Genomic DNA, 15498 nt, shown 5'->3' on the forward strand with positions numbered 1-15498 from the left:
TTTCGCGAGCAAGCTCGCTCCCACAGGGTTTGTGTGTTCTGCTGGATCGGGTTCAGGGATTGCGGGCAAAAATCTCGCGGCCGGCGAAGAAGGTCTGCAGTACTTGGGTATCGCGCAGGGCCTCGGGCTTGACGGTGAAGACATCCCGGTCGAGGACGATCATGTCGGCCTGTTTGCCCGGCTTGAGCGAACCGATCTGTTCTTCAAGGCGCAGGGTGCGGGCGGCGTTGAGGGTGTAGGCCTGGAACATGGTCTGGCGGTCGATCTCTTCGGCGGCGTTGAGCACGCCTTTGGGGCCGGTGCGGCTGACCGCCTGGTAGATCGCCTTCCACGGATCCGGCGTGGTGATCGGCCAGTCGCTGGCGCCGGCAATGGTCGCGCCGTGCTTGAGCAGCGAACGGGCCGGGTACGAATACATGAAGGCCATGGCACTGACATAGGGCTTGACCAGGTCCATGCTCGACTCATCGGCCATGGCCCAATACAGCTGCATCGAGGCAATCACGTTGAGGGTTTTGAAGCGGGCGAATTCCTTCGGGTTGACCATTTGCAGGTGCGTGATGGAGTGGGGAATCCCGCTTTGCCGATCCTTGCGCGCCTGTTCGATGCCGTTGAGCGATTCACGCACCGCGCGATCGCCAATCGCGTGGATGTGCACCAGCCAGCCACGGGCGTCGGCAGCGCTGACCAGCTCGCCGAAGTGCGCCGGGTCGATCAGCAATTCGCCGGATTTTTTCGAGTCCTTGTAGGGCTCCAGCATGGCGGCGCTTTGCGCCGGAACTTCCGCCACGCCGTCGGCAAAAATCTTGATGCCCGGCAGGGTCAGGTTGGGCACGCCGATAAACTGCTGGCGAACCTTGTCCAGCTCATCCAGATCGGTCGGTGTGGCTTTCGAATCGGCCATCAGCAATGCGGCCACATGCGCGGTCAGCTCGCCGCGTTCGGCCAGCGCCTTGTAGATCGGCAACACCCCCAGCGATCGATTGTTCACATCACCGCCTGGAATTTCATTGGCGATGGGGTCCATCCAACCGGTGATGCCCAGGCTTTTGTAATAGTCGAGCGCTGCACGCGCGCCCGCCATCAATTCCTCGGTGGTCGGCGGTGGCAGCAGGGCCTGCACCGGATACAGTCCGGCGTCGACCAGGAAGCCATTGGGCCGTCCATCGTCGTGATGCCCGATCGTGGCCTGCTCTTCGTCCTTCAATGCCTTGACCCGCGCGGCATCCACTCCGGCACGCTGGAGCATGGCCCGGTTGGCCCATCCCGTGTGCAGGTCCCAGCCGAGAAAGAGAATCGGCGTGTCTGCCCATTCGCCCTGATTGAAGCGCTGCTCAAGCGCCTCGATCTGGCTCCAGTAGGTCGATGGCAAACCGCCGACGCTGAGGATGTCACCGCGTTTGGCCTTGCCGTCTTCGCGCCACTGACGCAGGCGTTTTTCCAGCTCGTCCAGCGCCAGCAACTCACCGTCCAGATTGGCCTGACGCAATTGCAGGCCGCCCTTCACCGTGTGTGAGTGCGAGTCGATAAACCCTGGCATCAGCACCTTGCCGCCCAGGTCGACGATGCGCGTGCCCGGCTGTTTGAGCCGCAACACCTGGGCATCGGAACCCACCGCCGAAACCTTGCCGTTCTCCACCGCGATGGCCTGCTGCAAGGGCTGGCCGGGTTCAGCGGTGTACACCCTGGCGTTGTGCAGGATGAGATCGACAGCGGCCATACTTTCCATCGAGGAACAGGCCAGAGCAAGTGACGCGGCCAGGGTCAGAATCTGTTTCATGGATCAGCTCTTTATTTTTGTCGGGCTGTAGCCAAGACTATCCAAGCCGAATCGAGAACTGAATGCCTGCTCCCGCACAACTTCTGTGCCTATCAGGAATAGATAAATGGATAAAATGAGTGCCCTGACCATGTTCGTCGCCACCGCCGAACAGGGTAATTTCAGCCGAGCCGCCGACCTGCTGGGCAAGACCCCATCGGCTTTGACCAAGGCCGTGGCTCAACTGGAGGAAGAACTCGGCACGCGCCTGTTCGACCGCACCACCCGGCGCATGGCGCTGACCGAAGCCGGTCGCATCTACCTGGAAGGCGCACGCCAGGCGCTGATGCAACTGCAACTGGCCACCGAGGATGTGGAACAGTTGCAGCATGAGCTGCGCGGCGACCTGCGGATCACCGCCCCGCCCTCGTTCGCGCCGGCTTTTCTGAACCAGGTGTGCTGTCGCTTTTTGACCGCGTACCCGCAGGTCAAACTGGAAGTGGACCTGAGCGATAACTTCGAAGACCCGGTGGACGGCGGCTACGACCTGGCCCTGCGCGACGGCCCCATCGACCTGCCTGGCGTGATCGCGCAGCCGCTGGTGGAAAACCAGGTGTTGCTCTGCGCCAGCCCGGCTTACCTGGCGCGCAAGGGCGAGGATGTTTCACTGGAGAACTATCAGCAGCACGACTGGCTGATCTTCCGCCACCCGCTGCTCAACCGGCATTTCTGGTGGGTCAAGCAAGGCGAGCAACGAATTCGGCTGACACAACCGACGCCACGGGTGGCCAGCGACAACTTTGATTTTCTGCTGGCCTGCCTGCTCGATGGGCAAGGTTTGCAGTTCATCCCGCAATGGAGTGCCGCGCCCTATCTGGCGCGTGGCGAACTGGTCGAGTTGATGCCGCAGTACTGGCGCGAACCCAGCGCGTTCGGGCCGTGGATCTACGTGCTGTACCTGGCCCACCGGCGCAACACGCGCAAGGTGAAAGTGTTCATCGAATACCTCAAGGCGCATTGGCAGCAACAGCAGGCCTGAAGACCGCATAGCGTCCTTCGCGAGCAGGCTCGCTCCCACAATGAAATGCAGTTCAACTGTGGGAGCGAGCCTGCTCGCGAAGGCGATGGCTTGGGCAACCAGACAATCCGGATTAACGCGGCTGCAACACCAGCGCAAACAACTCGCCATGCCCGTTCACGTTGAGCTTGTGATAGAGATTGCGCCGGTGCACTTTCACCGTCTCGGGGGAGATGCCCATTTGCTGGGCGATGGCCTTGCTGGAGAAGCCCTGGAGAATCAGGCGCGCGGTTTCGATTTCCCGCATGGTCAGGCGGGCATCGAAGCGATCGAGCAAGGTCGCCAGATCGCCGGCCGGCGGTTCGGCGACCGACCCTTCCGGAGGCAGCAACTCCAGGTGTCGGCGCATCGCGGACAGCACCCAGTCACGCACGCATAGCAGGCGCCCCTGATCCTCAAGGCCAAAGCGCGTCGAACGCCCGAGGGACAGGCCGAGTACGGCGCCGTCGAGGTTGACCATGAACTGCAACTCGTCGCCACCGACCACGGTGCTGAAGTAACTCAGGTAGTACTCGCTGTGCTGGAACTGGTCGGGGGCCACTGATTCGAGGCTGTGCAAGCCGTCGGCGATGCCGGCGCAAACGGCTTGATAGAACGGATCGAGCAAGTACATGCCGGCGCGGTAATCCGCCATCTCTTCCTGCTCGGCGCTGTTGCCCTTGGCATCGAAATCAATCAGCAGGCGCGGCACGTGGCCCGGGCGCATCAGCGCCACCAGGGCGTTGTCCAGCGGTACCAGCAGCCGCAGGGTATCGACCAGCGCCCGCCAGAAACCGTCCCGCCCCACCGTCGCGAAGACCCGCGCCAGCCCCTGGTGCACCGGCAACTCTTTCAACAACGCGTCCACGCACTACCCCTTTTGAGTAACCCATGATGGGAATGGGTGAAGGCCACCCCGGTCGATACGCTGCAAACTCCTGATTACCACCGGCCGCAACAGGCCAGGAGTGCCGCATCATGAGTCGTCACCGCTTGTATTTCAATCTGGGGTTTGGCGTCTGTCTGGCGGTGTCGCTGTCGGCGCAAGCCGTCGAAGCCCCGACCGTGCACGTGTACAACTGGTACGACTACATCGGCCCCACGACCCTGCACGACTTCAAGCGAGACACCGGGATCGCGCCGGTCTACGACACCTTCGACAGCGCCGAAGTACTCGAAGGCAAATTGCTCACCAGCCGCAGCGGCTACGACGTGGTGGTGGCCAGCAACTTCAGCCTGCCGACCCTGATCAAGGCCGGTGCCCTCGCCCCACTGCCCCGGGCGCAGATGCCGGACTTCAAGAACATGGACACCGATCTGCTGGCGAAACTGGCCAACAACGATCCGGGCAACCAGTACGCCGTGCCGTACCTGTGGGGCACCAACGGCATCGGCTACAACGTCGACAAAGTGCGCGCGGTACTGGGCGACAAGGCGCCGGTGGATTCCTGGGACCTGGTGTTCAAGGAGGAGAACCTGGCCAAGCTCGGCGAGTGCGGCGTGGCCATGCTCGACTCGCCGTCGGAGATGCTGCCGGTCGCCCTGCACTACCTCGGCCTGCCGCCCAACAGCACCAACCCCGAAGACTACAAAAAGGCCGAAGCGCTGCTGCTCAAGCTGCGTCCGCACATTGCCTACTTCAACTCGTCGAAGTTCATCAGCGACCTGTCCAACGGCAACATCTGCGTGGCGGTCGGCTGGTCCGGCGCGATGCTCGAAGCCAAGACCACCGCCGAGCAGGCCGGCAACGGCGTGAAGATCGCCTACAGCCTGCCCAAGGAAGGCGCGCCGGTGTGGTTCGACACCCTGGTGCTGCTCAAGGACGCCCCGCACCCGGAACAAGGGATGGCCTTCATCGACTACCTGATGCGCCCTGAAGTCATCGCCCCGGTCAGCGATCACCTCAACTACCCCAACGGCAACCGCAGCGCGACCACGCTGGTGGCCGAAGCGACCCGCAATAACCCGGCCGTCTACCCGTCAGCCGAAGCCATGGCCACCCTGTTCACCCTCCAGCCCCTGCCGCCAGCGACCGAACGCGTGCGCACGCGAATCTGGAGCAAGGTCAAGAACGGTCAATAGCAAGGACACCGCATACCCCTGTGGGAGCGAGCTTGCTCGCGATAGCGGTGGATCAGTTGCCATAGATGTTGAATGTAACGACCCCATCGCGAGCAAGCTCGCTCCCACAGTGTCCGTGGTGCCCAACAAATATTTTTTTCTGCCACGAATCGAAGATGAGAAAAACCATGAAACCACGCGCCCGCGACTTGAACATCCAATTCGGCCAACTGCAACCCGGCCCGCTCAATGCCATCACCGACGTCCCCGGCGTGCGGGTCGGCCACTGTGATGTACGAGGACGCACGGCCAACGGCCGCGACATCCTTACCGGCGTCACCGTCATCGAACCGCGTGCCGGTTCCACCAGCCAGCAACCGTGCTTTGCCGGCGTGCATGTACTCAACGGCAATGGCGATGCCACGGGCCTGGAATGGATTCGCGAAGCGGGCTTGCTGACCAGCCCCATCGCCTTCACCAACACCCACAGCCTGGGCGTGGTGCGCGATGCGCTGATCGTGGTCGACCGCGAGCAGCAAGCCGATGACGGGCGCCTCTACTGGAACATGCCGGTGGTGCTGGAAACCTTCGATGGCTTGCTCAACGACATCAACGGTTTTCACGTGAAGCCGGAACACGTAGCCCAAGCCGTGCGCTCGGCGGCGGGTGGCCCGGTGGCCGAAGGCAATGTCGGCGGCGGCAGCGGCATGATCTGCCACGAATTCAAGGGCGGCATCGGCACCGCGTCGCGACGCTTGAACAGCGCCCAGGGTGGCTGGACGGTGGGGGCGATTGTCCAGGCCAACCATGGCATCCGCAACGAACTGCGCGTCGACGGCTACCCGGTCGGGCGCTACATGGAACAGGTCGATTCGCCGTTCCTCAAGGCCTCGCTGCCCCATCCGGGCATGGGTTCGATCGTGGTCTGCCTGGCCACCGATGCGCCGCTGCTGCCACACCAGTGCACGCGCCTGGCCCAACGCGCCAGCCTCGGCCTGGCCCGCACCGGCGGCGGCAATGAAGACCACAGCGGCGACATCTTCATCGCTTTCGCCACCGGTAACGATCACGTGCCACCGGCGGCCTACGAGAGCAAGAAAGCGCAGACCACAAACAACCTGAGCATGGTCAACAACGACCATATCAGCGAGCTGTTCCTGGCCGCCACCGAAGCCGTGGAAGAAGCCATCATCAATGCCCTGCTCGCGGCCGACACCGCCGAAGGCAACGGGCATGGGGTGCCGGGGCTGGATGCCGAAACCCTGCTCAAGGCGTTGCGCCGCGCCGGCTGGCCGGGAGATGCGACTAGCGGTACTTGAGTGAAACACTCGGTCTTTTTAGGATGAACTTACGCAGTCGCTTGCTTGTGCAAGCCGCTGCGTAGGTGGTGAGTGATCTGAACCCCTACCAAGCTCACCGCCTGCTTCATGCGCATCTTGAGCCTCGAGGGCTCTACTTCCTCCCCATCAAAGAGCTTTGAGGCTCTTTTTTTGCCCCTGAAAAACCATCTCCCCATCAACACATTACATTCCCCCCTGTGGGAGCGGGCTTGCTCGCTCCCACAGGGGGATTTTCATTGAGGCTCGGGGGCGCACAACGACCGCCACGCCGCCTGCGCCAGCATGTCCCGGTACGCCCTCGGGCTGCCCTTGACCCGGCCCGACAGCCACGCGCGGCAATAACTGTCTGCCTGGCCGATGATCAGCGACAGTATCAGCTCCGCCGGAAAACTCCCCAGCTCATTGCCCTGTGCCCCCAGCCACTCCAGCAACTGCTTGTTGCGCGCCTTGTTGCGGGTGGCGAGTTCGTCCTTGAACGGCCCCTTGGTGACGGCAAATCGCGCGTGGTACTGGAACCGCGCCCACTCCGGCTGGCTATCGACCCAATCCACATAGCTGTGCACCAGCGCGTGCACCCCCGCCTGCGTGGTGTGTGCATCCGCCAGGTAGCTGTCGCGCAAACGCGCCTGATCATCCAGGGCGGTAAAAAACAGCGCCGCCACCAGGCCTTCCTTGTTGCCGAAGTGGTGATAGATGGCGCCGACACTGGTATCGCATTCGACGCGGATCATTTCGATGGTGGTGGCCTCGATCCCCTGTTCGTTGAACAGGCACAGGGCCTTCCTGAAGATGTCGCGCTTGAGTTCGGCGCGTCGTCCGGGGTAGCAGCGTTCGAGCAGATCGGCGGTATCCATGCTGAAAAACAGTCCGGAAAAGTCATGGGTGGAGGCTGGCGGTTGCCAGCGAACAAGTGGTGTCAGGTTGACAGATTTCCTTTCACCAGAATACTGTTCCGTCACAGAACATTATTCTGTTACGGAAGATTGTTCTGCAAACCGTCATCCTCAAGAGGCAAAAAAATGAGTCAGTTCCTCAGCATGTTCAACAGCGCAGGGCCGGAAGCGTTCAGCAAATTGGCCTGCCAGGTGGCGCCCTACTTCTCCACCATCAACCCGCTGGTCCAGGATTTGCGCAAAGGCTCGGCCACCGTGCAGGTGCCGTTTGCCCGGGAAATCACCAATCATTTGGGGACGGTGCATGCGATAGCGATGTGCAACGCCGCCGAGCTGGCCGCCGGGATGATGACCGACGTGTCCATTCCCGCCGGCGCGCGCTGGATTCCCAAGGGCATGACCGTGGAATACCTGGCCAAGGCCAAGAGCGATGTGACGGCGGTGGCCGAAGGGGATGCAGTGGACTGGACCACCGAAGGCGACAAGATCGTGCCGGTGGACATTCACGATGCCGAGGGCAAGAAGGTGTTCACGGCGCGGATTACCATGAATGTGAAGCTGGCTTAAGCGCTGACGGGTACTCTCGCGGACAACTCAATCCCTGTGGGAGCGGGCTTGCTCGCTCCCACAGGGAAATTGTGGTGTTTGGGAGCGTGCGCTCAGACCAGGCGCAACCGGGGGCCGGTCGCCGGCACTGCCTCATCACCCAAGCGCTCGCGCACACATTCATTGGCCTTGCGCGTCAACTGGTCCAGATGCCGGTCGCGTTGTTTTTCCGCGTCGGTCATGGCCCGCTTGCCGTGCTTTTGCAGCAGGTAGGTATGAATCTGCCGCACTTCCAGCGAGCTGTAGATCGACGCCACGTCCAGCAACGCCATCAAGCCATCGGTGCTGTGGTCGCGGGTGTTCATCAACACCTGGGTCGCACGCACGCCCACCACCTGAAAACCCATCGCCTCGAAATACGGCACCTTGGCCACCGCGCAGGTCAGCTCGGCATGGGGATAGCGGCCGACCATTTCCCGCAGCATCCGCCGGGCCACACCCTGGCGCCGATACTCGGCCTGTACCGCCATGTACGCCACGCCACACGCCTCGGGGTCGTCCTGCACCGGCAGGTACAGCACAAAGCCGAGCACCTTTTCCGGATCGTCTTCGTCAGTGGCAACGATCAACTCCACGGCAATGCCTTTTTCACCGTTGAGCGCTTCCAGATACAGGTGCACCTCATAGCCGATCGCGTATTGATAAAGGTTGTACAGCAGGTTGCTGGGCGGGATCGCGACCATGCTGATGTCGGTCAGGTTGTCGACCACCATCTGCAGGATCTGGCTATTGATGTGCTCGGGGCACGGGGTCTTGAAGTGGCTGATCAGGGGCATTGCGGTGACAGGCTCCGGGAGGCAAGGGCCGCCTATCATAACGCGCCTGACACCTGCGGTCCGAAGGGTGATTGAGGTGTGGCAGGTGATTGGGGAAATGGGTGGGTCAAGGCCCCCGAACCTGAGGATTGCCACCCACTTCGGCGCTCCAGAAAAGCCTTCAATGTTTTGATACAAATCAGCCTTCAACACCCTCCGAGACTCCCTCGTGATTGGCGTAGCTCTTGCATCAGCCGCATTGCGTACGTCAGCCACATCGGCGCGCCCCGAGGGAAACACTATGAAAAACCTGCCTGACCTCAAACCGCTCGGTTTCAGCAAACCGGGCATCGCCGCTGTGATGCTGATCAACATCTGCCTCGGTACCGTGAACGCTGCACCGCTTGACGATGTCAGCTATCCGCCTCCAACGGATCCTTCGGCTTATACCAACCCGCCTGCCGACCCTCAGGCCGCGCTGGATGCCATTCTGACCATGCCACCCGCTGACCAAGGCGCCATCGCCCTGCCCAATGGTATGTACGGCACCCGCACCACGCCAACGACCGACAACGTGCTGCAACCAGCCCAGCAAACATCATTCAAGATCCCCACGAATGGCAAGCCCAGCCCATTGTTCGGGGCCCAGCCGTACACTCAGCAACTGCTGCTGTTCGAAGAGTTCGGCACGGAAAAACTCGACCCCACACTGCCCGCGCCGCCCCTGACGTTTCCGCCTCCGACCGTCGGCCCGGCGCCCGTGCAGGACCCGAACAGCATCGCCCGCAGTGGTCCTTCGGCCACGACGCTGGAAGCTTTCATGCGCCAGCCGGGGCTGTACCCGTTTCCGTCACAGTATTCCAACGTGCTGGACCGCAACCCGTGGCAAGCGCAGATCGAAGCCTTCCTCAACCGCCATCCGGTCGGCTCGCCGGCTGAAGGTCGTCCGCCTGGAAAAGGCTGGTCCCATCAGCGCTGGAACGAGTTCTACCCGCAGGTCGCCTTCAAGACCGTGCAAGCGGGCGCCAAGCTCAACGGCGGCATGCGCGACCGCCGGCAATTGCACAACTACGCGGTCGGTGAGTTCGGGCCGGGCGGTCTCTACTACCAGACCTCGGACATCCCGACCACCACGGGCACCACCAAAGGCATCGACACGCGTTTTCACCCCAACATGCCGATTCAGAACCACAAGGCGCTCTGGACCTTCGACGGCACCTTTCCGGTCAAACTGCTGATGGTGCGCTACGGCCAACCGGTGCTGATGCGGCACTACAACGCCCTGCCGATCGATCCATCGGCCAACATGGGCTTTGGCCTGCACACTCTCAGCACCCACGAACACAACGGCCACTCCCCGGCCGAAAGCGACGGCTATGCCAATGCGTTTTTCTTTCCCGGCCAGTACTACGACTATCGCTGGCCGATGCAACTGGCCGGTTACGACACCATCAACACCAAGGCTGAAGATCCACGCGCGGCGTTCCCCTGCGCTCCGGGTGAAACCTTGTATGTCAACGACGCCACTCCGGGCCTGAAGACGTGCAACAACGGCAGCATCAAGATCCGTGGCGACTGGCGTGAAACCATGAGCACCCACTGGTTCCACGACCACATGCTCGATTTCACCGCGCAGAACGTCTACAAGGGCAACGCGGTGATGATGAACTACTACAGCGCCCTGGACCGCGGTAACGAAGCCTTCGAAGACGGCGTGAACCTGCGCCTGCCCAGCGGTTCGGCCTTGCCCTGGGGCAACCGCGACTATGACGTCAATCTGATGGTGGCCGACAAGGCCTGGGACGCCAATGGCCAGCTGTGGTTCAACCCGTTCAACACCGATGGCTTCCTCGGCGACCAGATCCTGGTCAACTGGCAATACCAGCCACGCCTGAAAGTGCGCGCGCGAAGCTATCGCTTCCGCATTCTCAACGGCTCGGTGTCGCGCTACTTCAGGATCGCGCTGGTGCGTGAAGTCGTCGGCACCGGCGGCGAGTTCCCCGGCCCGGCCGGTTCGGGCCTGTCCTATACCCGCGTGCCGTTCCACATGATCGCCAACGACGGCAACCTCATGGAACACGCCGTGCCGTTCGACGGCAGCATGGACCTGGACGGTGACGGTGATGTGCAGGACCACAACGCGATACTGCCCACCCAGGGCATTGCCGAGCGTTTCGACATCATCGTCAACTTCGCGAAAAACGGAATCTCTGTCGGTGACAAGCTGTACTTCGTCAACTTGATGGAGCACCAGACCGGCAAGGGTCCGGAGAGTGTACCGCTGAGTCTGGCCGATGTGCTGTCCGGCAGGTACAAGGCCGTGCTCAAGTCGGGCAGCAAAGGGCTGGAATGGGACGCCGGCGACCCGGTGGTGGGCAAGTTCATGCAAATGGTGGTGCAGCCTTATGCCGGCCAGGACGTGAGCATGAACCCTGCCGACTACGAACCCGCCAAACCGGGTAAAGCGGCTGGCAAGGTCATGATCCCGCTGACGATCAACCGCGACGATCCAACGATGCAGGCCAAGCTCAAGGTCGCACGGCATCGCGAGTTCATCTTCGGCCGCTCCGACGGCACCGACGAAGCCCCCTGGACCATCAAGACCGACGGCGGTTTCGGCTACCACATGGACCCACGGCGGATCAGCGCTGCGCCGCAACTGGCCAACGGCCCGACCGATGCCGGGTTCTCCGGCGACGGCACCCTGGAAGTGTGGAAAATCAAGAACGGCGGCAACGGCTGGAGCCACCCGGTACACGTGCATTTCGAAGAAGGCGTCGTCCTCAGCCGCGATGGCAAGGCGCCGCCGGAATGGGAAAAATGGGCACGCAAGGACGTCTATCGCATCGGCGAAGGCATCGACAGCTCGCAGGAAGTGGAAATGGCGATCCGCTTCCGTGAATTCGCCGGGACCTACATGGAGCACTGCCACAACACCCAGCACGAGGACAACGCCATGTTGCTGCGCTGGGATATCGAGCACCCCGGCCAGTTCCAGTTGATGCCAACGCCCCTGCCCGGCTGGGACGGCGTGAGCTACGTGAACTCCGCCGCGCTGCCAACCTTCCGCGCGGGCGATACTCGCAACACTGATGGCGATAACAAACTGCCGATCGCCAACCCCGACAGCGCCATCAGCAACAGCGGCCCGGTGACCATCAACGTGCTGGCCAACGACAGCGACCCTGACGGCAACGTGCCGCTCAAAGTGGTGGGCCTGGAGCAACCGGACTCCGGCAAGGGCACGGTCAGCACCGATGGTCTGCGCGTGATCTACACGCCACCGGCCACGGTCCCCGCGCCGTTCACCGCGACCTTTACCTATAAGGCCGCCGATGCCAAGGGTACGGAATCGGCACCGGCAACGGTGTCCGTGGCGGTCTCGGCAGCGGTCGTCGAGAACCTGATCGTCACCAGCGCTACCGTCACCGCCCGCAGCAACAACCGCTGGTATTGGGTGCTGTCCGGCACCACCTCGCGTGGCACGGGCAATACCATCACCGCGACGGTCACGACTACAACCGGTACGGCGAACCTTGGCGCCGCCACCCTGACGCCTACGGCTACAGGCGCGCGCTGGAATATAGCCGTGACGACCGTCGGCAGTGCCCCCTCGCCGAGCCCGACAGCGACCATCAAGTCGGCCTTCGGCAAAACCGTGACAGTGCCAGTGCACTAGAGCGGATTGATCGGCGCCCGGTTCATGCAATGTGAGCCGGGCGCTTTTTTTTGCCGATCGTACGGTGGGCCGAGTGAGGTTCTATTCGCAAAGTGCCTCGCATTTGCGCTGACTGTCAGGCCGCCTTCGCGAGCAGGCTCGCTCCCACCATTGGATCGGCTTCGTACACAGAGATTGTGTTCACCAAAGATCACATGTGGGAGCGAGCCTGCTCGCGAAGGCCGCCTCCAGTCACCGCTGCGGCGCCACCATCCGAAAGCGGATATTGATCTCGTTGGACACCATACTGTCCGCCCACTCGCCCTCGCCTATCTTGAAGTCGTTACGCTTGAGCACCAGTTGGCCATCGAAGATGCCGATGGAACTCTCCGACCTCAGCTGCACCGGCACACTCACTTCCCGAGTGAGCCCGCGCAGGGACAGTTTGCCGGTGATGGTGTATCGGTTATTGCCGAGGGCCTTGATGGACGTCGATTCGAACGTCGCCACCGGATAAGTCGCGGTGTCGAACCACGCCGGTTTTTGCAGCTCGGTGTTGGCGTCGTCGCTGCCGGCATCGATGCTGCTCAGGTCGATGGTCAGTGCGGCATGGGCGGCGCCCGGGTTATCGGTGTCGAAGTCGAGATTGGCCTTGAACTTGCCGAAGGTGCCGTAGGTTCTCGACCCCATCTGCTGATAGGTGAAACTCAAGGTGCTGGCCTTGGCGTTGACCTCCTTGTATTCCACGGCTTCAGCGAACAGCACCGGGCCGAACACCAACGTGCCGGCCAGAGCGATGCAACGCGCGGATCGAAGGTTCATGGCACTCTCCGGGAGGACTCCCGTCTTGAGTTGACATGCCGCACACAAAGGCCGGCACCAGATGGACTAAAGCAAACAACCGGCGTTTATTCCACCTCACCCGTTGATTTGCGACCACCTGCCGATGGCCGCCAGCGCTACCCGCACGCCTCGCGTTGCCACGCCCGCCGCAACAGCTCGATCACCTCGGCATCGGATGTCTGGGAAAAGTCCATGTACCAATGGCCAATCGAAGTGAACCACTCGGGCATCAGCGGGCAGACCAGTTCATCCACCTCGCGGCGCAGCGCCTCCACCGTCTCGATCGGTGCCACGGGCACCGCCACCACGATGCGCGCAGGTTCCTGCACCCGCAGCGCCTGGATCGCCGCCCGCATCGAAGCGCCGGTGGCCAGGCCGTCGTCGATCAGGATCGCCACCTGATCCTTGAGCTGTACCGCGTGCCGCGTGCCGCGGTAGACCTGCTCGCGGCGCAGCAACTCGCGGCTTTCCCGTTCGACCACGGCGTCGAATGCAGCCTTGGCAATCGGATGCACCCGCAGCGCCTCTTCATTACGAATCTGGATGCCACCGCTGGCAATCGCCCCCATGGCGTACTCCTGATGGGACGGCACGCCGAGCTTGCGCACCAGCATCAGGTCCAGGCGAACCTTCAGCGCCGTGGCCACCTCATAAGCCACCGGCACGCCGCCACGGGGCAAGGCCAGGACGATGACATCGGGGCGATTGGCGTAAGGCAACAGCGGCTCGATCAAACGCCGCCCGGCTGCCGGCCGGTCTTGCAGGATGGAATGGGACAAGGGGCTCATGTGAAAACCTCCCCAGGCAGGCATGCCTGCCGTGCACAAGTACTACGAACACCGCTACCCCTGTGGGAGCGGGCTTGCCCGCGAAAGCGTCAGCACAGTCAACATCTACACCACTGAACCACCACAACCGCGAACAGGCAATCAAAAAACCAACTAAACCAACCGCTCAATCTTCTGATGCTGCCACACCAGTTTGTAATACAGCGTCTGCAACACCAGCATCCCCAGATACGCCACCGGAAACGCCATCCACACCCCTTGCAGCCCGAACTTCGCATCCAGCAGATAGGCCGCCGGCAATTGAATCCCCACCACGCAGACAATGGAAATCGCCACCGGCACCATCACCGTGCCGCTGGCGCGCATGATGCCGCCGATGATCGCCTGGAAGCCGAACACCAACAGGCTCCAGAGCATGATGTGCAGCAGGTGCTGGGCCATGGTCCGCGTCGCTTCTTCCGTGAGGAACGAGGCCAGCAGCCAATGCGACAGCAGATAACCGAGCACCACCAGACCACCGGTCAGGCACAGATTGATCATCAACCCCGTGCGCAGGATCGGCCCCATGCGTTCGATGCGCCCGGCGCCAATCGCCTGCGCGCCAAGAATCGACGCGGTAATCGCAATCGACAACGCCGGGAACTGCACGTAATTGACGATCTGCGTCACCGCGCCATAGGCCGCCGTCGCCTGGGAACCGTGCTGGTTCACCAGCGCCAGAATCACCAGCTCCGACAGCGACAAGACCACCATCTGCAACCCGGTGGGCAAACCGATGCGCAGCACCTTGCCGAGAATCGCCGTGTCCAGTTTCATCGCCGCAAAGAACTCGCGGTCCGGCGCCAACGGATGGCCCTTGCCAATCAGCCGCCACGCCAGCAATCCCATCGCCACCAGGTTACCCACCAACCCGGCAAACGCCGCACTCTGAATCCCCATCGGAGCAAAACCCAACCACCCGCGAATCAACGCCGGCGTCAGCGCCAACCCGACCATGGTCGACACCACCAACGCCAACAACGGCGACAAGGTATCGCTCACCCCGCGCAGCAGTTGCGTGAACAGCACAAACACCAACAGCGACGGCATGATCCACAACATCACATGGGCATACGCCACCGCATCGTCCAGCACATCCGCCGGCGTCCCCAACCCCACCAACGCCGACCGCGCAAACACACTGCCCACCACCGCCGCCGTCAACCCGATCAACACCCCCAGCAACAAGGTTGCCCCGGCAATCGCCTTCACCAGATGCGTCTCCCGCGCCCCCCACGCCTGCCCGATCAACACTCCCGCGCCGGCACCAAGGCCAATCACCAGGGCGATGAAGAAAAACACGATGGGGAACATCCCCGACACCGCCGCCAACGCCTGGGTACCGAGCATCTGGCCGATGTAGATGCTGTTGACCGTGCCGGACATGGATTGCAGGAAGTTCGACAGCACCATCGGGGCGAGGAAAAACAGGTAGGTTTTCCAGAGGGGGCGTTGGGGGTTGGGGGTTTGCATGGGCGAAGATCCATCTCGACGGCAGGAGCGATGATTAAGGATAGCGTGGGTGGCTGAAACCAAGGGGCGATGACCTTCTCAGGTCTGTGTCGGGATTTCCAGCGACCTGAGGTGAAAGGTCTGAAGTTTCATCATCAAAGGTCCTACACAAAGCTCGGAATGCCTCACCTTCCCGCGCTGATCTCGTGCGGCTTATAGTCGGCGCCGTCGCCCTAATGGCGATACG

General features: G+C 62.2%; 12 protein-coding genes. 5 read left to right on the forward strand and 7 right to left on the reverse strand.

Translation table 11 applies throughout. From position 1 onward, the window contains the following. Positions 1 to 52: 52 nt before the first annotated feature. On the reverse strand, positions 53 to 1780 hold the full coding sequence (locus KW841_RS27015) for an amidohydrolase (RefSeq protein WP_218480399.1): 1728 nt from the start codon (positions 1778 to 1780) through the stop codon (positions 53 to 55). Between the two features lie 106 nt (positions 1781 to 1886). On the opposite strand from KW841_RS27015, the gene KW841_RS27020 reads away from it, so the two are divergent. Further along, positions 1887 to 2798 carry a LysR family transcriptional regulator gene (locus KW841_RS27020; RefSeq protein ID WP_126046310.1) on the forward strand — a complete coding sequence of 304 codons (912 nt, stop codon included), beginning with the start codon at positions 1887 to 1889 and terminating at the stop codon, positions 2796 to 2798. A gap of 112 nt (positions 2799 to 2910) precedes the next feature. On the opposite strand, the gene KW841_RS27025 is transcribed toward KW841_RS27020, so the two are convergent. Next, positions 2911 to 3684, reverse strand: coding sequence for a helix-turn-helix transcriptional regulator (locus KW841_RS27025; protein ID WP_218480400.1), 774 nt, complete (start codon positions 3682 to 3684; stop codon positions 2911 to 2913). 110 nt (positions 3685 to 3794) lie between these two features. On the opposite strand from KW841_RS27025, the gene KW841_RS27030 reads away from it, so the two are divergent. Beyond that, the gene (locus KW841_RS27030; RefSeq protein WP_218480401.1) at positions 3795 to 4898 is read left to right on the forward strand and encodes an extracellular solute-binding protein; all 1104 of its coding nucleotides are present in this window, start codon (positions 3795 to 3797) and stop codon (positions 4896 to 4898) included. 167 nt (positions 4899 to 5065) lie between these two features. After that, a complete protein-coding gene (locus tag KW841_RS27035) occupies positions 5066 to 6196 on the forward strand; it encodes a P1 family peptidase (RefSeq protein WP_218480402.1) in 1131 nt (376 codons plus the stop codon). A gap of 254 nt (positions 6197 to 6450) precedes the next feature. On the opposite strand, the gene KW841_RS27040 is transcribed toward KW841_RS27035, so the two are convergent. After that, a complete protein-coding gene (locus KW841_RS27040) occupies positions 6451 to 7071 on the reverse strand; it encodes a TetR/AcrR family transcriptional regulator (RefSeq protein WP_218480403.1) in 621 nt (206 codons plus the stop codon). Positions 7072 to 7236: 165 nt separating this feature from the next. Between KW841_RS27040 and KW841_RS27045 the strand changes: the two genes are divergently transcribed. Further along, on the forward strand, positions 7237 to 7677 hold the full coding sequence (locus tag KW841_RS27045) for a hotdog fold domain-containing protein (protein WP_102702839.1): 441 nt from the start codon (positions 7237 to 7239) through the stop codon (positions 7675 to 7677). Between the two features lie 92 nt (positions 7678 to 7769). Here the strand turns inward: KW841_RS27045 and KW841_RS27050 are convergent, their stop codons facing one another. Beyond that, positions 7770 to 8492, reverse strand: coding sequence for a GNAT family N-acetyltransferase (locus tag KW841_RS27050; protein WP_218480404.1), 723 nt, complete (start codon positions 8490 to 8492; stop codon positions 7770 to 7772). A gap of 280 nt (positions 8493 to 8772) precedes the next feature. Between KW841_RS27050 and KW841_RS27055 the strand changes: the two genes are divergently transcribed. Continuing rightward, positions 8773 to 12150, forward strand: a complete 3378-nt coding sequence (locus KW841_RS27055) for an Ig-like domain-containing protein (RefSeq protein ID WP_218480405.1) — start codon at positions 8773 to 8775, stop codon at positions 12148 to 12150. A gap of 231 nt (positions 12151 to 12381) precedes the next feature. On the opposite strand, the gene KW841_RS27060 is transcribed toward KW841_RS27055, so the two are convergent. The 3 genes from KW841_RS27060 to KW841_RS27070 form a co-directional block, all read right to left on the reverse strand. After that, a complete protein-coding gene (locus tag KW841_RS27060; protein ID WP_218480406.1) occupies positions 12382 to 12951 on the reverse strand; it encodes a YceI family protein in 570 nt (189 codons plus the stop codon). 137 nt (positions 12952 to 13088) lie between these two features. Continuing rightward, positions 13089 to 13760 (reverse strand): phosphoribosyltransferase, encoded by a 672-nt coding sequence (locus KW841_RS27065; protein ID WP_218480407.1) that lies wholly within the window; start codon positions 13758 to 13760, stop codon positions 13089 to 13091. 153 nt (positions 13761 to 13913) lie between these two features. Further along, complete coding sequence (locus tag KW841_RS27070) at positions 13914 to 15272, reverse strand: MATE family efflux transporter (RefSeq protein WP_102699132.1); 1359 nt, start codon at positions 15270 to 15272, stop codon at positions 13914 to 13916. Positions 15273 to 15498 lie beyond the last annotated feature (226 nt).

The sequence above is a fragment of the Pseudomonas sp. PDM28 genome, from assembly GCF_019219115.1.
GTDB lineage: Bacteria > Pseudomonadota > Gammaproteobacteria > Pseudomonadales > Pseudomonadaceae > Aquipseudomonas > Aquipseudomonas laurylsulfatiphila.